We start from the raw sequence: 24,578 nt of genomic DNA on the forward strand, positions 1-24,578 counted from the left end.
CTCCGCCGTCAGGCGATCAGCGCTTCGAGAACTGCGACGCCTTGCGGGCCTTCTTGAGACCGGCCTTCTTGCGCTCGATGACGCGAGCGTCACGGGTGAGGAAGCCAGCCTTCTTGAGGATCGCGCGGTTGTTCTCGCGGTCGATCTCGTTCAGCGTGCGCGCGATGGCGAGGCGGAGTGCGCCGGCCTGGCCGGAGGGGCCACCACCCGTGATGCGGGCGGTCACGTCGTAGGAGCCGAGGAGCTCGAGCACCTTGAACGGGTCGTTGATGAGCTGCTGGTGCAGCTTGTTCGGGAAGTAGTCCTCGAGCGAACGGCCGTTCACCACGAAGGTGCCGGAGCCCGGGACGAGGCGCACGCGGGCGATGGCCTCCTTGCGGCGCCCGACGGCACCGCCGGAGACGTTGAGGATCTGACGGGGAGCTGCCTCGGTAGCGGCGGGTGCGCTCTCCGTGGTGAAGCTCTCCGGGGTCTGGTCGAGGGAGTCAGCGATCTGAGCCATGAGTTTTCTCTAGTCCTTGGAAGTCGTCGTGGCCGCTGTTACTGCGAGACCTGGTCGAAGGTGTACGTCTTGGGCTGCTGCGCGGCGTGGGGGTGCTCGGCACCCGCGTACACCTTGAGCTTCTTGAGCTGCTCGCGGCCCAGCGTGTTCTTCGGGAGCATGCCGCGGATCGCCTTCTCGACGGCGCGGGTGGGGTGCTTCTCGAGCATCTCCGGGTAGGAGGTCGCCGTGAGGCCGCCCGGGTAACCCGAGTGGCGGTAGTAGACCTTCTTCGCGAGCTTGGAGCCGGTGAGGGCGACCTTGTCCGCGTTCACGATGATGACGTAGTCACCCATGTCCATGTGCTGGGCGAAGGTGGCCTTGTGCTTACCGCGGAGGAGCGCGGCGACGTGCGAGGCGAGACGGCCGAGGACGACGTCGGTCGCGTCGATGACGATCCAGTCGTGCTGGACGTCTGCCGGCTTCGGTGAGAACGTGCGAGTCACAGGAGTGCTGCTTTCGTGTCGAGGTGAGGAGTCCGTGAATCCCGCTCCGGTGGGGGTTCTGCGAGGCGGATGCCCGGCGAACGTCCCGGTGGAGGGCTCATCTGACTGTCTGGCGCACGTGGCGCGCAGACCAAGGTGAGAGCCTACCGGACGCGACTCACGTCGGTCAAACGCGGGTGCATGGGCGTGTGCTGGGGTCGACTGCGCAGACGTTGCGATGCACGGCCCGCCACGGGCCCTGTCCTGCGCACTCGTCGCGGTCGTGGACGCGACCAGCAGACGGACGGGAGGCCCGGTGCCAGCCGGCACCGAGCCTCCCGTCCGTCATCTGCCTACGCGGCGCGACGACGGCGCACGACGAGCACACCGGCTCCGGCTGCGAGCAGCAGCAGCGCGGCGGCGATGCCGCCACCGAGCTCCGCACCCGTGAAGGCGAGCGCGCCGACCGAGGCCGCACCCGTCGCCGGGTCGATCGTGACCCGCAGGGTCACCGTGCCCGTGGTCGGGCCGGTCACGACGATCGTGTGCGTCCCGGCCGAGACCGACGCGGGGATGGTCAGCCGGCCGGACAGGTCGCCGTCGGCGTCCGCGACCACCGTTCCGAGGAGGACCGGGTCCGAGTGCAGTTCGACACGGGTCCGCTCGTCGGCCGCGAAGCCCGAACCGGTCAGCGTGAAGGTGCCGCCGACGCGCAGGTCGCCCGAGACCGAGAGGCTCGCCGGCGACGTGCCGGGCTCCGACGGATCGGCGCCCGGGTCGGTCGGATCGGTCGGGTCGGTTCCCGGGTCGGTGCCCGGGTCGGTCGGGTCGGTCGGGTCGGTCGGGTCGGTCGAGCCGTCGGCCAGGTCGAAGCCGACCAGGATCGGGTCGTGGTCGCTCGCCCGGTACACGTCGTCCCTGTACAGGTTCGACGCGTTGTAGTTGAAGCGGCTGTACTCCAGGGCCACCGACTCGGTCGAGTTGATGTTCCAGATGTCCACGCCCGTCACGCTCGCCAGTGCGGCCGGGGATGCCAGCACGTGGTCGAGCGAACCGCTCAGCCCGCTGAAGACGTACGACCACTCCGAGGAGTCCAGCGCCGGACCGAGGTCCGTGTAGCCGGCGTCACCGAGGACGACCATCGGGTCCTCCTGGCTGTACGCGTTGAAGTCGCCCAGCATGAACACCTTGTCGGTGCCGTACTGCTGCTGCATCGTCGTCGAGAACGCGGCGAGCGCCGTGGCCTGCCGCACGCGGTCCGCGTTCGAGGCGCCCTGACCGTCGCCCTGGTCGGCGTTCTCGCCGGTGCCGGAGCCCTTCGACTTGAAGTGGTTCGCGATCACCAGGAACTCGTCGTCCGCGCTGCCGCCGACCGGACGGAAGGCGTCGGCGACGGGCTGCCGTGCGTTCGTGAACGCGTCGTCGAGCAGGATCGTCGACGCGCCCGTCGGCGCGACACGGGCCTGCTTGTAGATGAGCGCGAGGCGGATGACGTCCTCACTGGCGGGGACGACCGCGGGGGACTTCACGTACGCCCAGGTGTCCGTGCCGGTCGCGGCGTTCAGGGCACCGACGAGGGTGGCGACCGCGGCGTCCCGGTCCTCGCCGAAGCGGGCCGAGTTCTCGATCTCCTCGAGGGAGACGACGTCGGCGCCGAGGCCGTTGATCGCCGTGACGATCTTCGCCTGCTGGCGCTGGAAGTCCTCTTCCTCCGCGGCACCGCGGGCGTCGCAGCCGGAGTTCACGGTGACGGGGTCGCCCGCGCGGTCGGTGTAGTACGTGCAGCCGGTGAGCTGGTCGCCGGTGGTCGGGAAGTAGTTCAGCACGTTGAACCCGGCGAGCTTGAGGTCACCGCCGACGTCAGCGGGCTCCGCGGTGCGCACGTTCGAGAACGTGGCGGGCAGGTCGGTCGTCGCGGTGGCGCCGGTGATCGGTGCCGTGGGCTGGAAGGCCCAGCCGCCGTTGCGGTAGTCCAGGACCACGGGCTTCGTGAAGGTCGTGGCGGCGCCCACCGTGACCGGGGCGTCGTTCGTCAGCCACGGTACCGGGATGTTGCGGGCCGACTGGTCCGAGCCGTCGTACGGCAGGAAGTTCGTGCTCGCGCCGTCGTCGAGCGTGACCTTGCGGGCGGCGTTGTCCGCTTCGACGGCCTTCGCCGCGGCGCTCCCGGGGCGGGCGACCTCGGTCGGCTGGAGGAGCCGCTTCGTGCCGCTCGCCAGGACGACCTCGCCGTACTGGTTCGTCGTGTAGTTGTCGGCGACCGTGTAGTCGCCCTGCGGTGCGACGAGCATGCTCTCGAGGGACTCGCGCTGCGCATCGGTCGACGGGAACGCGACGGCGGCTGGCTGCGGCGCCGGCACGGCCCCCGCGAGCGTCGTCACGTCGGCGGCGCTCGTGACCGTGAGCTCGGTGAGGCCCTTGTACTCCGAGACCGCGCCGGTCAGCTCGAGGTGGTCACCCTCGTGCACCGAGGCGACGGTGGCGGGCGAGTACACGAAGACCGCGTCCGACGCCGTGTGCGCGGCGAGGTCGAGCGCGCCGCCGGTGCCCGGGGTCTGCACGGTGTAGCCGTTGAACCCACCGGTCGCGTACACCGCGGTGACGACGCCCGTCGTGACGACGTTCTTCCCGGCGTACGGCGAGGTGTCCGTCGTGCCCTGCAGCTGCCCGATGGTGACGGGCTCGGCGGGGCCGGCGGGCTCGGTCGGCTCCGTCGGGGTGGTCTCGATCGGCGTCGCGGTCTCGCCCGCGGCGTTCGTCGGCGTCAGCTCCTGCGTCTTCGTGAAGTCCGCCGCGTTGTCGTCGGTGTCGGTCGAGCCCGCGCGGACGAAGGCGTCCGGCACCGAGTTCGCGGTCCCGGCGACGGCGACGTTCGACTCGAACGTGGTCGCGGTGCCCCAGCCGAGCAGGTCGACGACACCCTCGGTGGTGTCCGTGACCGACCCTGCCGGGAGTGCCACCGCGGCGGTCTGGTCCGCGAGCACCAGCACCCCGCCGCCACCACCGGGGTTGAGGCCGAGCGTCGCGTCGGGCGTCGGCAGGTCGTAGCGGGCGTTCGCGCCGTTGCTGCCGAGCTGCACCAGGTACGTGCCGTGCGCCGGGACCGTGCCGCTCAGCGGCGCTGCCGAGACGTTCGAGCCGGTGGCCGGCGGACGGTACTGCAGGGACCACGTGCCGAGATCGACCGGGGCGTCGGTCGGGTTGCCGATCTCGACGAACTTCTGCGCGGAGAAGGCGCCGGCGCTGCCGCCCTTGACGTAGGCCTCCTGGATGACGAGGCCCGTGCCGGTGGTGTTCGCGCTGGCGGCGGTGACGGAGACGAGTGGTGCTGCGAGGAACGTCGCGGCGACCGTGGCGCACAGCAGAGTGCGTCCGACGTGCTGTTGCATGCTGACCTTCGGTTCGAGAGCGGGAAACCCTCAGACCGTACAGACCTGCAGAGTCGCTCAGGTTGCGGTCAGGTAAACCATTGCACTCGGCAACATCAGTCCTCCGACAGCAACCGCAGTGCCAGCACGCCGACCGTGATGACGTACCAGCCCACGAGGTTGCTCTTCTTCTTCGCGAGGACCAACGACAGCGCGGCCGCGCTCGCTGCGATCGCGAGCGCCACCCACCGCACAGAGGGTGCCTGGCCACTCACACCGATCGCGAACATCGCCACGGTGGCAATGGCCACGAGCGCAGCCTGCAGCGTACGACGAAGCGGCCCCCTCGTCTGGGCTCGATTTTCGCTCACGTCGATACCGCTCTCGTTCGAAACCAACCGACGACCACGGGGATGAGGACCCAGATGAGGCCCGAAGTGGCCGTCGGCACCGCTGGCGCCATCCCGGTCAGTCCGCTCTGCAGCGTGCTGAAGCGGACGTACTCGCTCCAAGGGCCGAGAAGAGTCAGGACGACGTCGAGCACGAGCACGAGCAGCACCACGCTCACGAGACCGAGAGCGAGAGACCGCACCGTTGCACCGATACCAAAGCCGAATGTCGCTGAGGAGAATGCCAGCGCGGCGACCTGGCCGATCGCACCCACGAGCGCGAAGGTCGAGATGCGACCGCCGATGAGGACAGCGGTGACCGTACAGGAGCCCGCAACCACGATCGTGAAGAGCACGAGCGCACCGGTGACGATTCCGCAAGCGGCACCGCGGGCCACATAGAGCCGGCCCCGGGTGTTCCCGCTGAGCACGCCGTCACGCTCTCCGCCCCGTGCCGCATCACCAACACCGATCACGACCCCGACGATCGACGATGTCAGAGCGGCTGGAAGCCCCGCCATCACGATGAGTTCCCCCACCTCGAACGACGGGACCCGCGTCACCGCGGAGACACCGAAAGCCCCGCAAGCGACGACGGTCGCGACGAGAACGCCGTAACCGACCCACGCGCCGACCGTGTCGATCTGCTTGCGCAGCTCAATTTGTACAGCTCGCGAAAAGGGCGTCATCGCCGCACCTCGGATTCGAATTCTGCGGAAGACACAGTGACGTAGAGGTCCTCGAGAGTCCTGGCCGCGGGAGCCGCCCGGAATACTTCAAGGCCGATCGACACGGCTAGCCGGATCACCTCGGGAGGCGGGGCATCCACATTGAGCGTCCGCGCTGTGGTCGTGACGCTGATGCAGCGCTCGGCGAGTGCTCTCGAGAGCACGCCCGGATCGTTCACCTCGATCCTGCAGGCCGTCTTGCCGACTCCATTGACCGGCTCGATCCATGCGATCACCCCCTGACTGACCACGATCGCGGTGTCGATCAGCGCCTCGAGCTCTCCGAGCAGATGACTCGAGACGATCACAGTGGCACCGTCACGCTTCAATGCAGCGATCACACCCCGCATCCACGCGATGCCGTTCGGGTCCAAGCCGTTCATCGGCTCGTCGAGGAGCACCAGGGACGGACTTCCGAGAAGCGCGACCCCGATCGACAACCGCATCTTCATCCCGAGAGACAGTGAACCGACCCGACGGCCGAGGGCAGAATGGAGTCCGACTCGCCGCGCAGCCTCGGGAACGACCGCTTTGTCGACGCCGACGTAGAGACTTCGCAGGGTCAACGTCTCTCTCACAGTGCGCCCCGAGTGCATGGGCACGTCGCTGAAAACCGCCCCAACGGGCTCCCCACGTTGCCATGGCGTCCCGCGCAGCGCGCCGGAGGTCACTGGCGTGAATCCGGCGATGACAGACAACAACGATGACTTGCCAGCGCCGTTCGGGCCGATCAGGCCGTACACGTGGCCAGGCAGCAGTTGCATCGACACCGCCCGCAGTCGCGGTCGTCCTCGTCCCCGCCCTCGAAGCCCGACGTTTGCGAGTTCGATCATCGATCGGCTCCCTTCCCAGGAGTCGGAGCGAGCCGGTCGCAGCCCGCTCCGACCCGTCCGATCAACCGAAGAAGTAGTTCCAGAGCTGGCTGAACAGCTCTTGCACGCTCATCTGACCGAGCGCGGTGATGCCGGCCCGGATCCAGCTGGCAAGCCCGTTCCACCACTTCTTGAACGCGTTCAGGCCGCTCTTCAGCGCACTCTTCATCGCTGGGATGATCGACGAGGCGTTGTTCTTGACCCAGTCGATGATCGGCTTGATCGGGATGCCGTCGGTCGATGCCCCGCCTTGTGCTGGAGCAACCACCCCTCCCGATGGGGAAAGCCGGCCCTTTACCGCCCCCACGTTCACGGACGCTCCCACCACGGTCGCGGTCGAGGTCGTGGTCATGGCAATCGGCTGCGCCGAAGCCGCAGATGCTCCCACCGAGCTGAGCATCGCACCAGCGACGATCGCCCCGATGATCCCTACAGATCTGATCTTGTTCATGCTGTCCCCTATCTCGTGTCGGCACCTTTGCCGCGAGAACAGACTGGCAGAACTGACGTTCAGTATTTCACCGTATGCACAACAGTTTACAGGATGGAAACATAGGGGGATGCTGTTCGGTCCGCATCAGGAACCCACCGGCAGCCACTCCCGCCCGACCCGGTGCACCGCGGGCCCGTGCCCCGGCAGCACGATCTCCGGGATCGGCAGCGCCCGCGCGGACTCGACCGCCACCGCTTGGTCCGCCGTGAAGAACGGCGTGATCATCCGCGGACGCGGCGTCCACGACCCCGGCTGCGTGTCGTGGTGGGACACGACCGCGTCCCCGGTGACGATCGCGTCGGCCGCCGGCAGCAGGTACGCGGTGGAACCGGCGGTGTGCCCGACGGCCGGGAACGGGGTGATCGCCCGCCCCTCGAAGTCCCGCGCGGTGAAGGCCCGCGCGGTCGGCACGGTGGTCGGCCGGAGCGCGTCGGAGCGGATCGCGCGCCCGAGCCAACGGAGCACCCGCGGCGACGCCAGGCGCCCACCGATCTCGGCCGGTGTGACCTGCTGTCGGTCCGGCCCGCGGACGTTCCCCAGCTCGTCGGCGTGTGCCAGCACCTCGACGTGCGGGTACTGCGCCAGGATCCCGGGGATGCCGCCGACGTGGTCGACGTGCCCGTGCGTGACGTACACGCGCCGCAGGTCGTCGAGGTCGTGCCCGGCGTAGCGGACGGTGTCGAGCACCAGGTCGCTGTCGGCCGGGTAGCCGGCGTCGATGAGGGCGACGCCGTCCTCTTCCGCGAGGACGACCCAGTTCGAGACGGGGCCCTCGACGAAGACCACCCCGGGAGCGACGGAGACGACGGACCGGGGTTCGCGGGAAGTCATCCCCCGACGGTATCGGAGCCGCCGTTCGAGGAGCGCCGGGCACGCGTCTGCACGGCCCGCGCGGCGAGCTCCTCGTCCGCCGGGTAGCCGACCTCGGTCAGGGTCAACCCCTTGGCCGGTGCGACCTTGAACGCGCTGGTCCGCTCCCCCGCCACGCGCAACGCTTCGAGACGGTCGGCCCCGAAGCGTCCCTCGCCGACGGCGATGGTCGCCCCCACCATCGCGCGCACCATGGAGTGACAGAAGGCATCGGCCTGGAGGCTCGCCACCAGCACGCCGTCCGGCTCGCGGTCCCAGCGGAACTCCTGGAGCGTCCGGATGGTCGTCGCCCCCTCGCGCGGCTTGCAGAACGCCGCGAAGTCGTGCAGCCCGAGCAGCGTCAGCGCACCGCGCTCCATCGCCGCCGGGTCGAGACGCCCCGGGTACCAGAGCGTGTGCCCCCGACGACGTGGATCGCGGGGGGCGTCGAGGTCCGCGACCCGGTACTGGTACCGCCGCCAGAGCGGGGAGAACCGGGCGTCGAACCCGTCGGGCGCCACTGATGCCCGGGTGACGACGACGTCCCCCTCGGGCCCGGCGAGCCCGTTCAGCCGCTTCACGAGCCCGTCGAGCGGGTCCCGCTGCGCCCCGTCCGCCGGCGTCCGGCGGGGACGGGACAGGGTCGCCCACTGCGCGGCGTCGAGGTCGAGGTGCGCCACCTGCCCGGTCGCGTGCACGCCCGCGTCGGTCCGCCCGGCCACGGTGAGCAGCGGCGGTGCGCCCCACCGGGTGAAGACGGTGGCGAGCGCGGTCTCGAGCGCGCCCTGGACGGTCCGCAGCCCGGGCTGCCTGGCCCACCCGGAGAACGCGGCCCCGTCGTACGCGACGTCCAGCCGGAGCCGCACGGTTCCTTCACTCACGCACCAACGGTACCGATGTCAGCGCCGCGTCAGTGCCGCGTGAGCGCCCCGCGGCACGATCGTCCTCGACATCGACGAAAGGACACGACGATGACCACGACACCACTCGCGGTGGAGGCCACCGGCCTCGTGAAGACCTTCGGGCAGAACCGCGCTGTGGACGGTGTCGACCTCCGTGTCGAGGCCGGCACCGTGTACGGCGTGCTCGGCCCGAACGGGGCCGGCAAGACGACCACGATCAGCATGCTCGCGACGCTCATGAAGCCGGACGCCGGCGAGGCCCGCATCTTCGGCCACGACGTCCGCCGCGAAGCGCAGGAGGTCCGCCGGCTCATCGGCGTCACCGGCCAGTACGCCAGCGTCGACGAGACGCTCAGCGCGACGGAGAACCTGGTGATCTTCTCCCGGCTCCTCGGGCTCTCCCGGGCGGAGTCGAAGCGGAAGTCCGCCGAGCTCCTGGAGCGCTTCGGCCTGACCGAGGCCGCGACCCGCCCCTTGAAGAACTTCTCCGGCGGCATGCGCCGACGCCTCGACCTGGCGGCGAGCCTCATCGCGCAGCCGCCGCTGATCTTCCTCGACGAGCCGACCACGGGCCTCGACCCGCGGACCCGTGCGCAGATGTGGGACACGATCCGGGAGCTCGTCGCGACCGGCTCGACCGTGCTGCTCACGACGCAGTACCTCGACGAGGCCGACCAGCTGGCCGACCGGATCGCCGTCATCGACCACGGCCGTGTGGTCGCGGAAGGCACCGGCGACGAGCTCAAGGCGTCGATCGGCACCGCCTCCCTGCAGCTCCGGCTGCAGGACGCGCTCCGCCTCGACGCGGCGCGCACGCTCGTCCGCCAGACGCTCGGCGTCGACGCGGTCGCGAGCCCGGAGGGCACCCGCCTGACGGCCCCGATGGCGGACCCGGACCGCGTCACCGACCTCCTCGTGTCGTTCCGCGACGCGGGCATCTCCCTCGCCGAGATGAGCGTGCAGAAGCCGACGCTCGACGAGGTCTTCCTCACCATCACGGGCGCCCCGGCCACGACCGACGACGCCGACACCACGCGCGAGCTCGAAGGGAGCAACGCATGACCACCATCGCCCCCACCCCGACCGCTGCGCCCCGCATCACCCCGCGCCCCGGCGTCGGTGGCACCGGACTCGGTGCCACGATCCGGCAGTCCTTCACGATGGCGTACCGCGGCCTGATCAAGGTCCGTCGCACGCCGGAGCAGCTGTTCGACGTCACCCTGATGCCGATCATCTTCACCGTGATGTTCACGTACATCTTCGGTGGCGCGATCTCTGGGAACGTGGCGGCCTACCTGCCGATCATCATCCCGGGCATCCTCGTCCAGACGAACATCACGTCGTCGATCGTCACCGGCGTCCAGCTCCGCGAGGACATGGACAAGGGCGTGTTCGACCGCTTCAAGTCGCTCCCGATCGCCCGGATCGCCCCGCTCGCCGGTGCGCTCCTCGCGGACACCGTCCGGTACGCCATCGCGACGACGATCACGTTCGTGGTCGGCATCATCATGGGACTCCGCCCGGCCGGTGGCGTCGGTTCGGTGGTCCTCGCCGGGCTCCTGGTGATCGTGGTCGCGTGGGCGATCAGCTGGATCTTCGCCTACTTCGGCGTGATCGCCCGGACCGCGTCGAGCGTCTCCGGCATCTCGAACATGGTGCTCTTCCCGCTGACGTTCCTCTCGAACGCCTTCGTCCCCGCTGACACCCTGCCCGACTGGCTGCGCTGGTTCTCCGAGGTCAACCCGATCTCGCACCTGATCACCGCGGTCCGCGAGCTCGTGAACCACGGCCAGGTGGGCGGCGACCTGTGGATCTCGCTCGTCGGTGCCGCCGTCGTGGTCGCGGTGTTCGCACCGCTCACGGTCCGCGCGTACATGCGGAAGGCGTGACGCCGCTCAGCGGCTGAAGCGCAGTTCCTCGAGCAGCAGGCGCGCCTGCGAGACGGCCTCGGCCCGGTCCCATCCGGCCGAGGCCGTTTCGGCGTCGAGGACCGTCCGGTCGCCGAGCACCTCGACCAGGAGCGGACGGATCCGGGCGTGCGCGAGCACCGCGAAGTCCTGCCGTGACCCGAAGCGGCTCGCCAGCCCCCAGCACCGTGCGGCCCGGTCGTGGTCGCCGAGCCGGGCCGCGGCGAGCGCCAGGCCCAGCAGGGCCGTCCCGATGACGGGCAGGTCCAGCCACCAGGGGTGCAGGCGCAGCATCACGAGTGCACCGACGCGCATGCGGCGCGCGATGGCGGACGTGGTGGCCACGGCCGGGAGGCCCGGCTCGGTTCCGTCGGATCGGCCCACCGTCGCCTCGTCCAGCGCCGCGAGCCGCGCGGCGCCCGCCATCAGCGTCCAGTGCGGCGTCTGCTTCCGGCGCGGCAGGACGAAGTCCCAGGCGTCCCCGTAGCGGGCGGCAGCAGCGTCGAGGTCGCCGAGACTCCGGCTGCACTCGGCGTCGATCGCGATCGCGAGGACCCCGATCTGCGCGGCGTCGCCGTCGAACCCGCCGCGGTTCGTGACGGGCTGGTTCCCGAGCTCGGCGGCGATGGAGCGGGCGAGTGTCACGTCCCCGGTCGCTGCGGCGCAGAGCCCGACGGTCCAGCCGATCTCGTACAGGTCGTCCTCGGCGCCGAAGACCTCGAGCCGCTCCCGCGCCAGGGCGGCTGCGGCGAGCGCATCGGTGTACCGGCCGGTCTGTGCGAGGAGCTGCGTCATCGTGACGGCGCCGGACCCCATCGCCCAGGCGTCGTCCACGGTGACCGCGAGGGTCTCGCCGCGCTCGGCGTACCGGAGCGCCAGGACGAACTCGCCGTCGTTCTCGGCGAGCGGCGCGCTGAGCATGTGCGCGAGGCACGCGACACCGTCGTCCGGGTCCTCGCGGTACCGGGCGAGGAGGGCCATCCCCTCCGCCGGCCGTCCGATGGTGAGGAGCAGCGCGGCCTGGGCGTCGAGCACCGGGAACCCGCTCCAGCCCGCACGCGTCACGTGCCGGAGCGTCGAGATGGCACGGACGGCGGTGCGTCGGTCGGAGAACGCCGACGACCCGCCGGTGAGCACGAGCCCGAGGATGGTGGCGGCACGGTCCTCCGCTGCCGGCGGCGCCTGCCGGAGCACGGTGACGACGTCCGCGGCGATCGCGACGACCTCGCCGTGCGCACCGCGGAGCGTCCAGTAGCCGCCGAGGGCCGAGAACACCTGCGCGACGGCGGGACGGTCCTCGGCCTGCAGACCCCAGCGGAGCAGGGTGACGAGGTTGTCGGCTTCGCGACCGACCTCTCTGAAGTACCGTCGCTGCGGCTCCCCGGTCGCGGCGAACATGTTCCGGGCGGCGGAGAAGTCGCGCCCCCACCGGATCATCGCGGCGCGGACCTCGTCCGTCCGGCCGCGTTCGTCGAGCCGGGCCGCGCCGAACTCCCGCACGGTCTCGAGCACGCGGTAGCGCACGGGGTCGCCCTCCCGCTCGACGAGCTGCACCAGGGACTGCTCGACCAGTTCGGCGAGGTCGTCGAGCGCGTCGTCCCGGCGCTCGTCCGCCGCGACGGCCTCCACCGCGTCGACGGCCAGTCCGTCCGGGAAGAGCGCCAGCCGGGTCAGCAGGTCCTGCGCGCCGTCGTCGAGGAGCCGCCAGCTCCACTCGATGACGGCCAGCAGCGTGCGGTGCCGCTCGGGGGCGGTGCGGTCGCCGCCGCGGAGCAGGGCGAACCGGTCGTCGAGCCGGCGTTCGATCTCCTCGGCGCTCATGCCGCGGATCCGGGCGGCGGCGAGCTCGATCGCGAGCGGGGTGCCGTCGAGCCGGGTGCAGATGCGCCGGACGGTGTCCACGGGGAGCACCGCGCCCGGTCGTGCTGCGCGGGCCCGCTCGGTGAACAGGCGGACTGCTGCCCCCTCGGCCTCGACGGGCAGCGGCGCGAGGGGCGCGACGACCTCGCCCGCGATGGCGAGCGGCGCACGCGAGGTCGTCAGGACCCGGAGCGCCGGCAGCACCGCGAGCAGGTCGGCGGTGAACGCGGCGACGTCCGCGACGAGGTGCTCGCAGTTGTCCAGCACCAGGACGGTCGGTTCGTCCCCGAGCGCCCGGACCACGCGGCCACGGAGGTCGGCGACGACGGCGTCCCGGAGCGCCCGGGCGGAGCGGACCTCGGCGATCCCGAGCAGGGCACCGAGTGCTGGGACGATGTCCTCTCCCGCGGCGAGCGGTGCGAGCTCGAGCACCACGACCCCGCGGTCCGCCGGCACCGACGCGGCGACCGCCTGCGCGAGGCGGGTCTTGCCGAGCCCACCCGCACCGAGGATCGTGACCAGCCGTTCCCGCGACAGGAGGTCCGCGACCGTGGTGACGTCGGCCTCCCGTCCGATCAACGCGTTCGGCGATGCCCGGAGGCCGATCCGGCGGACGGCCCCCGAGGCGGACGCGGATCGTCGGAGGAGCTCCGCGTTGAGGCGGACGAGGTCGGCGGAGGGGTCGGCGCCGAGCCCGTCGGTCAGGCGTTCCCGGTGCGCTGCGAACGCGGCGAGCGCTTCCGTGGTCCGGCCGGCCGCAGCGAGTGCGCGCATCGAGCCGGCGACGGCCACCTCGTCGAAGGGGTCCGCGTCCGCCTGCTCGCGCCACAGGTCGACGGCGGCGTCCGCGTCGCCCGAGGCGAGGAGCGCCGAGCCGAGCGCACGTCGGAGTCCGCGTCGTGCCGTCGCTGCCCGTTCGCCGAGCGCGGCGCCGAGGTCACCCTCGACGTCGGCACCCGGGTCGCCGCGCCAGAGCTCGAGCGCGGCGCGGACGTCGTCGTCCGCCGCACCACCCGTCCCGGCGACGCGTTCGGCCGCCGCCAGGTCGACGTCGTCCGGGCCGACCCCGAGCGCGTACCCGGTGCTCGTCGACACGACGAGGCCGTCCGCGGTGCTCCGTCGCAGCCGCGACACCAGGGTCTGCAGTGCGGCCCGTGAGCCCTTCGACTGCGCCTCGCCCCACAGCTCGTCGATGATCGCGTCGGTGGACATGGCGTGCCCGCGGGCCAGGACGAGGGCGGTGACGAACGCCCGTGCCAACGCTCCCGGGACGGGCGTCGGCGTGCCGGTCGGATCCGTGACCAGCACGGGTCCGAGGACGGCGATGCGGGGGTGTCCTGGCACGGGCCGAGTCTACGGGCGGAGGCCTCGTTCAGCGCCGCTGCCGACTGAACGCGGACGGACCGGTCGAGGTGTCGAGGTTCTCGGTCGCCCGGCGCTCCGACTCCACGATGCCGCGGAGCGACACGAGGGCGGCCGCCGTGACCGCGACGTGCGACGGGTTCTCCCGGCTCGCATCGAGTGCCCGTTCGACCTCCTCGATGGCCTCTTCGCCCGCGGTCTCCGGGCACTCGCCGCGGATCATGCAGGCGAGCTGCGTCATCGCCTTCGCCAGGGGCTCGGCGAAGGCCGGATCAGGGCGACCGACGCCCTCGGAGACCGGACCCGAGCGGGCGACGAGCTCGGTGAGGTCGGTCGTGTACCAGGCGACCCGTTCCAGGGCGCGGAAGCGGGCACCGTCCTGCTGGAGCCGCGCCCGTGAGCCCCGGAGTGCCCCGCGCGGGTTGATCTTGCGGCTCTCGTGCGCGATCGAGACCCGTGACCGGACGTCCGCGATCGCCCGGTCGAGACGGTCCTGCTGGCGGTCCCACGCCGGCTCGTCGCGCTTGCCCTCCCGCATGACCGCGGCGAGGCCGTCGAGGTGGTCGGCGAGGACGTCGTTCACCGCGTCGATCCGGTGCTCCGCGTCCCAGAAGTGCAGCGGCGGGAACACCAGGAAGTTCACGAGCAGCCCGACCACCACGCCGACGGCCATCTGCACGAGGTACCCGAGCGAGTAACCCTCGGCGTGCGCACCGCCCACCAGCAGCACGAACAGCGCCGCCGTGGACACCCACGAACTGCCCTCCCCGAGGATCCGGAACCCGCCGACGAGCACACCGACGCCGACCGCGAGGGCCACGGCGAGGATGCCCGGGTCCCCGACCCACATCGTGAACGCGGCGACGCCGATGCCGAGCGCGATGCCGACGAGCGTCTGGATCCCGCTCCGGAGCCCGGCGAACACCGTCGTCTGCATCGCGATGACGGCGCCGAGCGGGGCGTAGTAGGGGTAGTCGGACGCGACCCCGGGGACGTGGCGTGCGACGAACCACGCGAGCGCGGCGGCTCCGGCGGCCTTCGCGGCGTGGAGCAGGCGCGGCTGGGTGCCGGACGTCCGGCTCCATCGCCAGATCCTGGTCCCCACCCCCGCGACGTGTTCGAATCCCATGTGTCCTCCTGGTGTCGGCCCTCACCCGATGGGCCGACGCGTCACCCTACGGTGCGCCCGCTGACCGGACGCCAAACGGCCCCCGCAGCAGCGCTGCGAGGGCCGTTCGTGGTGGTGCGTGTGACTACTTGTCGTCCGACTTCTCGGCGGCGTCTTCCTCGACCTCGGCGGCAGCCTCGGTCTCGGTCTCCGACTCGACGGGAGCCGACTCCTCGGTGGTCTCGGTCTCCTCGACCGGGGCCTCCTCGGTGGTCTCCTCCGCGGCGGGCTCGGCGGCCGGCGCAGCAGCAGCCGGAGCCGAGTTGCGCGTGACGGGGGCCGGGGTGCCGGAAACGGGCTCGAGGACGAGCTCGATCGAGGCGAGCGGCGCGTTGTCACCCTTGCGGAAGCCGAGCTTCGTGATGCGGGTGTAGCCGCCCTGGCGGTCGGCCACCTGCGGCGCGATCTCCGTGAACAGCGTGTGCACGACGGTCTTGTCGCGGAGGGCCGCGATGACCCGACGACGAGCGTGCAGGTCGCCGCGCTTCGCGAACGTGATGAGACGCTCGGCGACCGGGCGGAGGCGCTTGGCCTTCGTCTCGGTGGTCGTGATGCGACCGTGCGTGAAGAGGGCGTTGGCGAGGTTGCTCAGGAGCAGGCGCTCGTGGGCGGGGCCGCCACCGAGGCGGGGGCCCTTGGTGGGCTTCGGCATGTCAGTTCTCCAGTGGTGAAAGAGTGGTGCGCGCCGTGACGACGCGCGTGCGCATCAGCGCGAGGTCAGTTGCTGGACTCGTCCTCGTCGTACCCGCTGTAGAAGTGGGCGCCGTCGAATCCGGGGACGGTGTCCTTGAGGGACAGGCCGAGCTCGGTGAGCTTGTCCTTGACCTCGTCCACCGACTTCTGACCGAAGTTGCGGATGTTCATGAGCTGCGTCTCCGAGAGGGCGACGAGCTCGGACACCGTGTTGATGCCCTCCCGCTTCAGGCAGTTGTAGCTGCGGACCGAGAGATCGAGGTCCTCGATCGGGGTCTGCAGCTCGTTCGAGAGCACTGCGTCGACCGGCGCGGGGCCGATCTCGATGCCCTCGGCCGCCGTGTTGAGCTCACGGGCGAGACCGAACAGCTCGACGAGCGTCCGACCAGCCGACGCGATGGCGTCGCGCGGCGTGATGGCCGGCTTCGACTCGACGTCGACGACCAGACGGTCGAAGTCCGTGCGCTCACCGGCACGCGTCGCCTCGACGCGGTAGGTGACCTTGAGGACCGGCGAGTAGATCGAGTCGATCGGGATCTGACCGGCCTCGCTGAACTCCGAGCGGTTCTGCGTCGCCGAGACGTAGCCGCGGCCACGCTCGATGGTGAGCTCGAGCTCGAAGCGCGCGGTGTCGTTCAGGGTCGCGATGACGAGGTCCGGGTTGTGGATCTCGACGCCGGCCGGCGCGGAGATGTCCGCGGCGGTGACCTGACCGGCACCCTGCTTGCGCAGGTACGCCGTGATGGGCTCGTCGTGCTCGCTGGAGACGACCAGGCTCTTGATGTTGAGGATGATCTCCGTGACGTCTTCCTTGACACCGGGAACGGTGCTGAATTCGTGGAGGACACCGTCGATGCGGATGCTGGTGACAGCCGCGCCGGGGATCGAGGAGAGGAGCGTGCGGCGCAGCGAGTTGCCGAGGGTGTAGCCGAAGCCAGGCTCGAGCGGCTCGATGACGAAGCGCGAGCGGTGCTCGGAGATCGACTCCTCGGTCAGGGTGGGGCGCTGTGCAATGAGCACTGTGGGATTCCTTTCGGCGAAGTGTCCGCTATATGACACTTGGCGGTACGACGGGGCCGACCGGGCCCCGACGGGTCTGTTGAGTTGTGATCACGCGCACCGAGGTGCGCGATCGAACGACCAGGAATGGCCGCCCCCGCTCGCTCCGGTCAGGGAACGCACTGTCCCGTGAGGGAAACGCACTGTTCCGTCAGGGAACGAGCGGGGAACGGCCGGTTGCTCCTCGCGTCAGACGCGACGGCGCTTGGGCGGGCGGCACCCGTTGTGCGCCTGCGGCGTGACGTCGTTGATCGAACCGACCTCGAGGCCAGCGGCCTGGAGGGAGCGGATCGCGGTCTCACGACCCGAACCCGGGCCCTTCACGAACACGTCGACCTTCTTGACGCCGTGCTCCTGCGCCTGACGCGCAGCGGACTCGGCGGCGAGCTGCGCCGCGAACGGCGTCGACTTGCGCGAGCCCTTGAAGCCGACGGCCCCGGAGGACGCCCAGCTGAGGACGGCACCCGACGGGTCGGTGATGCTGACGATCGTGTTGTTGAACGTGCTCTTGATGTGGGCCTGGCCCACGGCGACGTTCTTCTTCTCCTTGCGGCGCGGCTTGCGCGCGGCAGTCTTGGGGGTAGCCATGATGATCTCCTATCGGGCCTTCTTCTTGCCTGCCACGGTGCGCTTCGGGCCCTTGCGGGTACGCGCGTTGGTCTTGGTGCGCTGACCGCGCACCGGGAGACCACGACGGTGACGAAGACCCTCGTAGCTGCCGATCTCGACCTTGCGGCGGATGTCGGCTGCGACCTCGCGGCGGAGATCACCCTCGACCTTGTAGTTGCCCTCGATGTAGTCGCGGAGGGCGACGAGCTGGTCGTCGGTGAGGTCCTTGACGCGGATGTCACCGGAGATACCGGTGTCCGCGAGCGTCTTGACCGCGCGAGTGCGGCCGACGCCGTAGATGTACGTGAGTGCGATCTCCACGCGCTTCTCGCGCGGGATGTCGACGCCTGCTAGACGTGCCATGTGCTGGCTGCTCCTGTTGTCGATGGAGGTGTGGCGCAGTACCGGTGCTCGGGCCTCCGACCCGGGGTGTCCCCCGCTCGCGGACGAGCGGGATCTGGTACTGCGTTGTCGATGTTGAGTTGTGGTTCGTGCTCGAGCCGCCTGCGACGGCCCCGGTCACGCGCTGGGACTAGCCCTGGCGCTGCTTGTGACGCGGGTTGCTCTTGCAGATCACCATGACGCGGCCCTTGCGGCGGATGACACGGCAGTGCTCGCACATGGGCTTGACGCTGGGGTTGACCTTCATTGCTGATTCCTCGTGCTCGCTGGCTTCGTGCTCGGCGGGTTCGCCGAGTCGTTCCTTTCCAGCTCGCGGATCACTTGTAGCGGTAGACGATCCGGCCGCGGGTCAGGTCGTACGGGCTCAGCTCCACGATCACGCGGTCCTCTGGGAGGATGCGGATGTAGTGCTGGCGCATCTTCCCGGAGATGTGCGCGAGGACCTTGTGCCCATTGGTCAGCTCAACGCGGAACATCGCGTTGGGCAGAGCTTCGAGCACCGAGCCTTCGATCTCGATGACGCCGTCTTTCTTGGCCATAGCCTCACTGTCGCTTGGTTGGATTACCGGTGTGATCCCCGAGCCGGTCTGCGGGTCGGGCGCCACGCCCAGAAGGCATGGCACACCAAAGATCGATCTTATGGGATCCGCGCCCGATTGCCAAGTGCGCGCGCCGTGCCCCCTCCTCTGGGGTGTTCCTGAGGGGAGGGCCAGCGTTCCACAGTGGTTCCACGGCGCGCTCCTGGGGCCGCGCAGGACTCCGGCCCTACGGTGACAGTGCAGCCCCCCGAACGGAGACACCTGTGCCCGCCACCCGCAACCAGCGGACGATCGCCCGCCACGGCCGCCTCGCGCGCCGTCGGGGCTGGACCACACTCGTGTCCGTCGTCGCCTCCGCCCTCGCCGTCGTCCTCGTCAGCGGCACCAGCGTCGCCGCCATCGCCGGCGCCCAGCTCGCGACCGCACCGACCAGCGTCCAGCTCAGCACCGACGACCAGAGCACCGCGAAGACCGCCGACATCACGGCGATCAAGGGCGGCGCGAACATCCTGCTCATCGGCAGCGACACCCGCGTCGGCCAGTTCGACTCCGCGGACGACGTCGACGGCGCCCGCAACGACGTGACGATGCTCATCCACATCTCCGCGGACCACCAGCAGCTGACCGCGGTGAGCTTCCCGCGCGACCTGATGGTGCCGATCCCCGCGTGCACGAACCCGGAGACGGGGACCACCTACCCCGCCGCGTCCTCCGCGATGTTCAACACCGCGCTCGGCAACGGCGGCGTCTCGTGCGTCGTCGACACGGTCGAGAACCTCACCGGCCTGAGCATCCCGTACGCCAGCCTCATCACGTTCGACGGGGTCATCGAGATGTCGAACGCCCTCGGCGGCGTCGACGTCTGCGTGGCGAAGGCGATCGACGACACCTACACCGGCCTGCACCTCACCGCGGGCGAGCACACGCTCGAGGGCTCCGACGCCCTCGCGTTCCTCCGCACCCGGCACGGCGTCGGCGACGGCAGCGACCTCGCCCGGATCAGCTCCCAGCAGGTGTTCCTGTCGGCGCTGCTCCGCAAGGTCACCTCCGACGGCACGCTCTCGAACCCGATCACGCTCTACAAGCTCGCCGGAGCGGCGCTCAGCAACATGGTCCTCTCCGACGGGCTCGGCCAGGCGAAGACCCTCGTGGGCCTCGCCGGCATGCTCCGCGGGATGAGCACGTCGAGCATGCTCTTCGTGCAGTACCCGGTCGCGGACGACCCGGCGGACAGCGCCAGGGTGATCGTCGACCAGGACACCGCGCACGCGCTCAACGTCGCGCTCCAGACGGACGAGAAGACCACCCTGAGCGACTCGACCACCGGACGTGCGTCCGAGGAGAGCTCCAGCGGGACGTCGTCGAGCGCCTCACCGTCGGCCACGCCGTCGAGCGCAGCGTCCTCGTCCTCGTCCTCGTCGTCGTCGTCGTCGTCGTCGTCGAGCAGCACGAGCACGCCGAGTGCCTCCGCGACGCCGCTGCCGTCGTCGATCACCGGACAGAGCGCCGCAGAGGAGACCTGCTCCGTCGGCAACTGAGCCGGCGGGGCGGGCCCGCCCCGCGCCTCCCGTCCGATCGGGACGTGACCACCTGCGGACGCGACGGATCGGCTCGCGTCCGCAGTGCGGGACGACGAGCGGGCCGGGAGGCTCGTGGTGCTACGGGATCGGGACGGGCGTCACACCCAGCGGGGTCAGGTGCGCGGCGCCGCCGTCGGCGGCCGTCAGGACCCAGATCCCGTCCGCGTGCACCGCGACGCTGTGCTCCCAGTGCGCAGCATCCGAACCGTCGAGGGTGCGGACGGTCCAGTCGTCGTCGTCGGTCGAGCTGTCGATCGTGCCGGCGGTGACCATCGGCTCGATCGCGACCACGAGGCCCGGACGCACCGCCGGACCCGCGCCACGGATGCGGTAGTTGAAGACCGGGGGCTCCTCGTGCATGGACCGACCGATGCCGTGGCCGGTGAAGTCCTCGACGATGCCCCACTTGCCGGTCTCGTCGATGGCGTCCTCGACCGCGTCGCCGACCTCGTTGAGGTTCTTCGCCTTCGCGAGCGCCACGATGCCGTGCCAGAGCGACCGCTCGGTGGTGTCGCTGAGCCGCTGTCGGGCGGCCGACAGGGAGGCGTCGCCGCCCGGGACCACCGTCGTGAACGCGCTGTCGCCGTTCCAGCCGTCGACCTCCGCACCGGCGTCCACCGAGACGATGTCACCCGGCTGGAGCACCCGGTCCCCCGGGATGCCGTGCACGATCTCGTCGTTCACCGACACGCAGAGCGTGTGCCGGTACCCGGGGACCAGCTGGAAGTTCGGGATCCCGCCGCCGTCACGGATCGTCCGCTCGGCGATCGCGTCGAGCTCCCCCGTGGTGATGCCGGGCCGGATCGCCGCACGGACGGCGTCGAGCGCTGCCGCGGTCAGGAGCCCCGGGCGCACCATGGCGCGGAGCTCGTCCGGGGTCTTGTAGATCGAGGGCTTGCGGAACCGTGCCACGCGGGTCAGACGCCGGCGGTCAGCCCGCGCGACGCGAGCGCTGCCTGGATGCGGTCACCGACCTCGTCGATGGCGCCGAGGCCGTCGACCTCGACCACGAGCCCACGCTGCTGGTAGGCGTCGACGATCGGGGCGGTCTGCTCGGCGTAGACCTGCTGGCGACGACGGATCGTCTCCTCGTTGTCGTCGCTGCGGCCCTGCTGCTCAGCGCGCTTCAGGAGCCGCTCGACGAGCGCGTCCTGGTCGGCCACGAGCCGGATGACCGCATCGATCCCGGCGCCCTGCTCGGTCAGCAGCGCGTCGAGGTACTCGACCTGGCCGACCGTGCGGGGGTAGCCGTCCAGCAGGAAGCCGCTCTCGGCGTCCGGCTCTTCGAGGCGGGACTTCACGAGCTCGTTCGTCAGCGAGTCCGGGACGTAGTCACCCGCGTCCATGATCGCCTTCGCCTGGACCCCGAGCGGCGTGCCTTCCGACACGTTCTTCCGGAAGATGTCCCCGGTGGAGACGGCCGGGATGCCGAAGGACTCGGCGATGCGGCCGGCCTGGGTGCCCTTCCCGGCTCCGGGAGGTCCGACGATGATGAGACGTGCGCTCAACGGAGAAGCCCTTCGTAGTGACGTTGCTGCAGCTGCGAGTCGATCTGCTTCACGGTCTCGAGACCGACACCCACGATGATGAGGATGCTCGCGCCACCGAACGGGAAGTTCTGGTTCGCGCCGAACAGCGCCAGTGCTGCCAGCGGGATGAGCGCGATGAGACCGAGGTAGAGCGAGCCGGGCAACGTCACCCGGGTCAGGACGTAGTCGAGGTACTCGGCGGTGGGACGACCGGCACGGATGCCGGGGATGAACCCGCCGTACTTCTTCATGTTGTCGGCGACCTCTTCGGGGTTGAAGGTGATCGCGACGTAGAAGTAGGTGAACCCGACGATGAGCAGGAAGTACAGGACCATGTAGAACCAGTTGTCACCCGAGGTCAGGTTGTTCTGGATCCAGGTCACCCACGCGGCCGGCTCGGAGCCGTCGGAGGGCTGGTTGAACTGCGCGACCAGGGCCGGCAGGTACAGCAGCGACGAGGCGAAGATGACGGGCACGACGCCGGCCATGTTCACCTTGATCGGGATGTACGTGTTGTTGCCGCCGTAGGTCCGACGGCCGACCATGCGCTTGGCGTACTGCACGGGGATCCGCCGCTGCGACTGCTCGACGAAGACGACGGCCATCATGATGACCAGGCCGACCAGGATGACGAACAGGAAGAGCTCGAACGACTGCGACTGCTCGATCGCCCAGAGCGCGGACGGGAACTGCGCTGCGATGGACGTGAAGATGAGGAGCGACATGCCGTTGCCGATGCCGCGCTCGGTGACGAGCTCGCCCATCCACATGATGAGGCCGGTGCCGGCGGTCAGGGTGACGACCATGAGCATGATCGCGTACCAGCTGTCGTTCGAGATGATCGACGAGCAGGAGGAGCTGGCGTTCGTGCCGAAGAGCTGGCCGGAGCGGGCGACCGTGATCAGCGTCGTGGACTGCAGCACACCGAGCGCGATGGTGAGGTAGCGGGTGTACTGGGTCAGCTTGGCCTGACCGGTCTGACCCTCCTTGTAGAGGGCGTCGAAGTGCGGGATCACGACGCGCAGGAGCTGCACGATGATCGACGACGTGATGTACGGCATGATGCCGAGCGCGAAGACCGAGAGCTTCAGCAGCGCGCCGCCGGAGAACAGGTTGATCAGGTCGTAGAGACCGCCGGAGGACGAAGCGCTCGCGAGGCAGGTCTGCACCGCGGCGTAGTCGACGTACGGTGCCGGGATGTACGACCCGAGGCGGAACAGCGCGATGATCGCGAGGGTGAAGCCGATCTTCTTCCGAAGATCGGGGGTGCGCATGATGCGCGCGACCGCTCTGAACACGAGAACTCCGAACTTCTGGGGACCGGTCTTGCCGATCGTGCCGGGCGGATCCGCCCGTGGCCGGAAGCGCCGACCGCGTGGCCCGGCGTCCGTCGTCGAACCGACGGGGGGATCCGGGCCTCCATCAAGGAAACCGTAACGGCGGCCCGTGCGCAATGCACGGGCCGCCGACGGGACTACTCGGTGACGGTGCCGCCCGCAGCCACGATCTTGTCCTGGGCGGAGCCCGAGACCTTGTCGACCGTGACGGTGAGCTTCACGCTGATGTCACCCTGACCGAGAACCTTGACCTTCTCGTTCTTGCGGACGGCGCCCTTGGCGACCAGGTCCGCAACGGTGACGTCGCCACCGTTCGGGTACAGCTCCGCGAGCTTGTCCAGGTTCACGACCTGGTACTCGACGCGGAACGGGTTCTTGAACCCGCGGAGCTTCGGGGTGCGCATGTGCAGCGGCATCTGCCCACCCTCGAAGCCGACGCGGACCTGGTAACGGGCCTTCGTGCCCTTGGTACCGCGGCCCGCGGTCTTGCCCTTCGAGCCCTCACCGCGACCCACACGGGTGCGGTCCTTCTTCGAGCCAGCGGCCGGACGAAGGTGGTGCACCTTCAGGATCTGGACGCGCTCGTTCTTCTCGTCGCTCATGCGTCGACCTCCTCGACCTTCACGAGGTGCGCCACCGTCGCGATGTAGCCGCGGTTCTGGGAGTTGTCCTCACGCAGGACCGTACGGCCGATGCGCTTGAGACCCAGGCTGCGGAGCGTGTCGCGCTGGTACTGCTTCTCGCTGATGACTGACTTCGTCTGCGTGATCTTCAGCATGGCCATCAGGCACCTGCCTTCTCGCTCGCGGCGGCACGTGCGGCCGCCTCGGCACGGAGCAGGCGGGCCGGCACGACGTGGTCGATGTCGAGGCCACGACGTGCTGCGACGGCGCGGGGCTCCTCGAGCTGCTTGAGGGCCTCGACCGTGGCGTGCACGATGTTGATGGTGTTCGACGAACCGAGCGACTTGCTCAGGACGTCGTGGATGCCGGCGCACTCGAGCACGGCACGGACGGGACCACCGGCGATGACACCGGTACCCGGGCCGGCCGGACGCAGGAGGACGACACCGGCTGCGGCCTCACCCTGCACGGGGTGCGGGATGGTGTTGCCGACGCGCGGGACGCGGAAGAAGTTCTTCTTCGCCTCTTCGACACCCTTGGAGATCGCCGTGGGGACCTCCTTGGCCTTGCCGTAGCCGACACCGACCAGGCCGTTGCCGTCACCGACGACGACGAGCGCGGTGAAGCTGAAGCGACGACCACCCTTGACGACCTTCGAGACGCGGTTGATGGTCACCACGCGCTCGAGGAACTGGCTGTCGCCACCGCGGTTGTTGCGGTCACGGCCCTGCTGACGGTCACGACCGCCACCACGACGGCCACGGTTGTCGGCCGAGTCGCGGTTGTTGGACGCGGAGCCTGCAGCGGTCTCGACCGGACGCTCGGCGACGGGGGCAGCTGCCTCCGCCTCCTTGCCCTTCGGGGTCTCCTCGGCGCTGGTGGCCTCGGTGGTCTCGCTGGTCTCTTCGACGCTGGTCGTCTCCTCGACGGCCGGGGTCTCTTCGGCGTTGCTGTTGTTCGCGATGTCGCTCACAGGTTCAGCCCTCCTTCACGGGCACCATCGGCGATCGCGGCGACGCGACCGGCGTACTTGCTACCACCGCGGTCGAACACGACGGCTTCGACACCGGCGGTCTTCGCACGCTCGGCGAGGAGCTCGCCGACGCGACGCGCCTTGGCGGTCTTGTCGCCGTCGAACGAGCGGAGGTCTGCCTCCATCGTCGATGCGCTGGCGAGGGTGTGACCCTTCGAGTCGTCGATGACCTGCACGAACACGTGACGTGACGAGCGGGTGACGGCGAGACGGGGACGTGCCTCGGTGCCGGTGATCTTCTTGCGGAGACGGTTGTGGCGGCGGGCCTTGGCGGCCGCCTTGCTCTTGCCTCGAGTTCCGATAGCCATGA

The 24,578-nt window shown here is 70.0% G+C and carries 27 protein-coding genes; 3 read left to right on the forward strand and 24 right to left on the reverse strand.

The genetic code is table 11. The features are described from left to right. Positions 1–16: 16 nt before the first annotated feature. From rpsI to EDF55_RS09855, 9 genes are all read right to left on the reverse strand, one after another. A complete protein-coding gene (gene rpsI, locus EDF55_RS09815) occupies positions 17–502 on the reverse strand; it encodes a 30S ribosomal protein S9 (protein WP_123654798.1) in 486 nt (161 codons plus the stop codon). 38 nt (positions 503–540) lie between these two features. Beyond that, entirely contained in the window at positions 541–987 is a 447-nt protein-coding gene (rplM, locus tag EDF55_RS09820) for a 50S ribosomal protein L13 (protein WP_071292521.1), read from the reverse strand. Positions 988–1,319: 332 nt separating this feature from the next. Next, complete coding sequence (locus tag EDF55_RS09825; RefSeq protein WP_123654799.1) at positions 1,320–4,355, reverse strand: ExeM/NucH family extracellular endonuclease; 3,036 nt, start codon at positions 4,353–4,355, stop codon at positions 1,320–1,322. A 95-nt stretch (positions 4,356–4,450) separates the two neighbouring features. Next, complete coding sequence (locus tag EDF55_RS09830) at positions 4,451–4,645, reverse strand: hypothetical protein (RefSeq protein WP_123654800.1); 195 nt, start codon at positions 4,643–4,645, stop codon at positions 4,451–4,453. Between the two features lie 56 nt (positions 4,646–4,701). Then, on the reverse strand, positions 4,702–5,412 hold the full coding sequence (locus tag EDF55_RS09835; RefSeq protein WP_123654801.1) for a hypothetical protein: 711 nt from the start codon (positions 5,410–5,412) through the stop codon (positions 4,702–4,704). Further along, a complete protein-coding gene (locus EDF55_RS09840; protein ID WP_123654802.1) occupies positions 5,409–6,284 on the reverse strand; it encodes an ABC transporter ATP-binding protein in 876 nt (291 codons plus the stop codon). Before EDF55_RS09840 ends, EDF55_RS09835 begins: the two co-directional genes overlap by 4 nt. 61 nt (positions 6,285–6,345) lie before the next feature. Next, positions 6,346–6,774, reverse strand: a complete 429-nt coding sequence (locus EDF55_RS09845) for a hypothetical protein (protein ID WP_123654803.1) — start codon at positions 6,772–6,774, stop codon at positions 6,346–6,348. A gap of 126 nt (positions 6,775–6,900) precedes the next feature. Continuing rightward, positions 6,901–7,647: an MBL fold metallo-hydrolase gene (locus tag EDF55_RS09850; protein WP_123654804.1), complete on the reverse strand. Its 747-nt coding sequence runs from the start codon at positions 7,645–7,647 to the stop codon at positions 6,901–6,903. Beyond that, positions 7,644–8,546 (reverse strand): tRNA pseudouridine(38-40) synthase TruA, encoded by a 903-nt coding sequence (locus tag EDF55_RS09855; RefSeq protein ID WP_123654805.1) that lies wholly within the window; start codon positions 8,544–8,546, stop codon positions 7,644–7,646. The genes EDF55_RS09850 and EDF55_RS09855 overlap by 4 nt, the downstream gene beginning before the upstream one ends. A gap of 90 nt (positions 8,547–8,636) precedes the next feature. On the opposite strand from EDF55_RS09855, the gene EDF55_RS09860 reads away from it, so the two are divergent. Continuing rightward, positions 8,637–9,629 (forward strand): ATP-binding cassette domain-containing protein, encoded by a 993-nt coding sequence (locus EDF55_RS09860; protein WP_123654806.1) that lies wholly within the window; start codon positions 8,637–8,639, stop codon positions 9,627–9,629. Then, positions 9,626–10,456 (forward strand): ABC transporter permease, encoded by an 831-nt coding sequence (locus EDF55_RS09865; protein ID WP_123654807.1) that lies wholly within the window; start codon positions 9,626–9,628, stop codon positions 10,454–10,456. Before EDF55_RS09860 ends, EDF55_RS09865 begins: the two co-directional genes overlap by 4 nt. 6 nt (positions 10,457–10,462) lie before the next feature. Here EDF55_RS09865 and EDF55_RS09870 read toward each other — a convergent pair whose 3' ends face one another. The 8 genes from EDF55_RS09870 to infA all read right to left on the reverse strand — a co-directional run bounded on the left by EDF55_RS09870 (position 10,463) and on the right by infA (position 18,166). Beyond that, a complete protein-coding gene (locus EDF55_RS09870) occupies positions 10,463–13,678 on the reverse strand; it encodes a BTAD domain-containing putative transcriptional regulator (protein ID WP_123654808.1) in 3,216 nt (1,071 codons plus the stop codon). Positions 13,679–13,706: 28 nt separating this feature from the next. Continuing rightward, complete coding sequence (locus EDF55_RS09875) at positions 13,707–14,825, reverse strand: hypothetical protein (RefSeq protein WP_123654809.1); 1,119 nt, start codon at positions 14,823–14,825, stop codon at positions 13,707–13,709. A 124-nt stretch (positions 14,826–14,949) separates the two neighbouring features. Beyond that, the gene (gene rplQ / locus EDF55_RS09880) at positions 14,950–15,516 is read right to left on the reverse strand and encodes a 50S ribosomal protein L17 (protein WP_123654810.1); all 567 of its coding nucleotides are present in this window, start codon (positions 15,514–15,516) and stop codon (positions 14,950–14,952) included. Between the two features lie 65 nt (positions 15,517–15,581). Continuing rightward, the gene (locus EDF55_RS09885) at positions 15,582–16,577 is read right to left on the reverse strand and encodes a DNA-directed RNA polymerase subunit alpha (protein ID WP_056121453.1); all 996 of its coding nucleotides are present in this window, start codon (positions 16,575–16,577) and stop codon (positions 15,582–15,584) included. A 228-nt stretch (positions 16,578–16,805) separates the two neighbouring features. Further along, on the reverse strand, positions 16,806–17,204 hold the full coding sequence (gene rpsK, locus EDF55_RS09890) for a 30S ribosomal protein S11 (protein WP_017885507.1): 399 nt from the start codon (positions 17,202–17,204) through the stop codon (positions 16,806–16,808). A gap of 9 nt (positions 17,205–17,213) precedes the next feature. Then, positions 17,214–17,588, reverse strand: a complete 375-nt coding sequence (gene rpsM / locus EDF55_RS09895) for a 30S ribosomal protein S13 (RefSeq protein WP_071299484.1) — start codon at positions 17,586–17,588, stop codon at positions 17,214–17,216. Positions 17,589–17,757: 169 nt separating this feature from the next. Then, positions 17,758–17,874, reverse strand: coding sequence for a 50S ribosomal protein L36 (rpmJ, locus tag EDF55_RS09900; protein ID WP_071276701.1), 117 nt, complete (start codon positions 17,872–17,874; stop codon positions 17,758–17,760). Positions 17,875–17,944: 70 nt separating this feature from the next. Beyond that, positions 17,945–18,166 carry a translation initiation factor IF-1 gene (gene infA / locus EDF55_RS09905; RefSeq protein ID WP_017885509.1) on the reverse strand — a complete coding sequence of 74 codons (222 nt, stop codon included), beginning with the start codon at positions 18,164–18,166 and terminating at the stop codon, positions 17,945–17,947. A 263-nt stretch (positions 18,167–18,429) separates the two neighbouring features. Here infA and EDF55_RS09910 point away from each other — a divergent pair, with 263 nt between their 5' ends. Then, on the forward strand, positions 18,430–19,704 hold the full coding sequence (locus EDF55_RS09910; protein WP_123654811.1) for an LCP family protein: 1,275 nt from the start codon (positions 18,430–18,432) through the stop codon (positions 19,702–19,704). A 120-nt stretch (positions 19,705–19,824) separates the two neighbouring features. Here EDF55_RS09910 and map read toward each other — a convergent pair whose 3' ends face one another. The 7 genes from map to rplR all read right to left on the reverse strand — a co-directional run bounded on the left by map (position 19,825) and on the right by rplR (position 24,576). Further along, positions 19,825–20,604 carry a type I methionyl aminopeptidase gene (gene map, locus EDF55_RS09915; protein ID WP_243698228.1) on the reverse strand — a complete coding sequence of 260 codons (780 nt, stop codon included), beginning with the start codon at positions 20,602–20,604 and terminating at the stop codon, positions 19,825–19,827. A 59-nt stretch (positions 20,605–20,663) separates the two neighbouring features. Continuing rightward, positions 20,664–21,254: an adenylate kinase gene (locus tag EDF55_RS09920; RefSeq protein ID WP_123654813.1), complete on the reverse strand. Its 591-nt coding sequence runs from the start codon at positions 21,252–21,254 to the stop codon at positions 20,664–20,666. Beyond that, positions 21,251–22,573, reverse strand: a complete 1,323-nt coding sequence (secY, locus tag EDF55_RS09925; protein WP_123654814.1) for a preprotein translocase subunit SecY — start codon at positions 22,571–22,573, stop codon at positions 21,251–21,253. The genes EDF55_RS09920 and secY overlap by 4 nt, the downstream gene beginning before the upstream one ends. Before the next feature lie 176 nt (positions 22,574–22,749). After that, positions 22,750–23,214 (reverse strand): 50S ribosomal protein L15, encoded by a 465-nt coding sequence (rplO, locus tag EDF55_RS09930; protein WP_071299488.1) that lies wholly within the window; start codon positions 23,212–23,214, stop codon positions 22,750–22,752. After that, positions 23,211–23,396: a 50S ribosomal protein L30 gene (gene rpmD / locus EDF55_RS09935; protein WP_082517835.1), complete on the reverse strand. Its 186-nt coding sequence runs from the start codon at positions 23,394–23,396 to the stop codon at positions 23,211–23,213. Before rpmD ends, rplO begins: the two co-directional genes overlap by 4 nt. Next, on the reverse strand, positions 23,396–24,208 hold the full coding sequence (gene rpsE / locus EDF55_RS09940) for a 30S ribosomal protein S5 (protein ID WP_123654815.1): 813 nt from the start codon (positions 24,206–24,208) through the stop codon (positions 23,396–23,398). Before rpsE ends, rpmD begins: the two co-directional genes overlap by 1 nt. Beyond that, positions 24,205–24,576: a 50S ribosomal protein L18 gene (gene rplR, locus EDF55_RS09945; RefSeq protein WP_123654816.1), complete on the reverse strand. Its 372-nt coding sequence runs from the start codon at positions 24,574–24,576 to the stop codon at positions 24,205–24,207. Before rplR ends, rpsE begins: the two co-directional genes overlap by 4 nt. Positions 24,577–24,578: the final 2 nt, after the last annotated feature.

The sequence above is a fragment of the Curtobacterium sp. ZW137 genome, from assembly GCF_003762905.1.
Classification (GTDB): Bacteria; Actinomycetota; Actinomycetes; order Actinomycetales; family Microbacteriaceae; genus Curtobacterium.

What these genes read in the sequence shown, in the direction of transcription:
- EDF55_RS09860 (WP_123654806.1), top strand. Translation starts at nt 8,637, where the DNA reads ATGACCACGACACCACTCGCGGTGGAGGCCACCGGCCTCGTGAAGACC.
- rpsK (WP_017885507.1), bottom strand. Translation starts at nt 17,204, where the DNA reads ATGGCTACCCCCAAGACTGCCGCGCGCAAGCCGCGCCGCAAGGAGAAG.
- EDF55_RS09835 (WP_123654801.1), bottom strand. Translation starts at nt 5,412, where the DNA reads ATGACGCCCTTTTCGCGAGCTGTACAAATTGAGCTGCGCAAGCAGATC.
- EDF55_RS09875 (WP_123654809.1), bottom strand. Translation starts at nt 14,825, where the DNA reads ATGGGATTCGAACACGTCGCGGGGGTGGGGACCAGGATCTGGCGATGG.
- rplO (WP_071299488.1), bottom strand. Translation starts at nt 23,214, where the DNA reads ATGAGCGACGAGAAGAACGAGCGCGTCCAGATCCTGAAGGTGCACCAC.
- rpsI (WP_123654798.1), bottom strand. Translation starts at nt 502, where the DNA reads ATGGCTCAGATCGCTGACTCCCTCGACCAGACCCCGGAGAGCTTCACC.
- rplQ (WP_123654810.1), bottom strand. Translation starts at nt 15,516, where the DNA reads ATGCCGAAGCCCACCAAGGGCCCCCGCCTCGGTGGCGGCCCCGCCCAC.
- EDF55_RS09825 (WP_123654799.1), bottom strand. Translation starts at nt 4,355, where the DNA reads ATGCAACAGCACGTCGGACGCACTCTGCTGTGCGCCACGGTCGCCGCG.
- EDF55_RS09850 (WP_123654804.1), bottom strand. Translation starts at nt 7,647, where the DNA reads ATGACTTCCCGCGAACCCCGGTCCGTCGTCTCCGTCGCTCCCGGGGTG.
- EDF55_RS09845 (WP_123654803.1), bottom strand. Translation starts at nt 6,774, where the DNA reads ATGAACAAGATCAGATCTGTAGGGATCATCGGGGCGATCGTCGCTGGT.
- EDF55_RS09840 (WP_123654802.1), bottom strand. Translation starts at nt 6,284, where the DNA reads ATGATCGAACTCGCAAACGTCGGGCTTCGAGGGCGGGGACGAGGACGA.
- EDF55_RS09865 (WP_123654807.1), top strand. Translation starts at nt 9,626, where the DNA reads ATGACCACCATCGCCCCCACCCCGACCGCTGCGCCCCGCATCACCCCG.
- rpmJ (WP_071276701.1), bottom strand. Translation starts at nt 17,874, where the DNA reads ATGAAGGTCAACCCCAGCGTCAAGCCCATGTGCGAGCACTGCCGTGTC.
- map (WP_243698228.1), bottom strand. Translation starts at nt 20,604, where the DNA reads ATGGTGCGCCCGGGGCTCCTGACCGCGGCAGCGCTCGACGCCGTCCGT.
- infA (WP_017885509.1), bottom strand. Translation starts at nt 18,166, where the DNA reads ATGGCCAAGAAAGACGGCGTCATCGAGATCGAAGGCTCGGTGCTCGAA.
- rpsM (WP_071299484.1), bottom strand. Translation starts at nt 17,588, where the DNA reads ATGGCACGTCTAGCAGGCGTCGACATCCCGCGCGAGAAGCGCGTGGAG.
- rplR (WP_123654816.1), bottom strand. Translation starts at nt 24,576, where the DNA reads ATGGCTATCGGAACTCGAGGCAAGAGCAAGGCGGCCGCCAAGGCCCGC.
- rpmD (WP_082517835.1), bottom strand. Translation starts at nt 23,396, where the DNA reads ATGGCCATGCTGAAGATCACGCAGACGAAGTCAGTCATCAGCGAGAAG.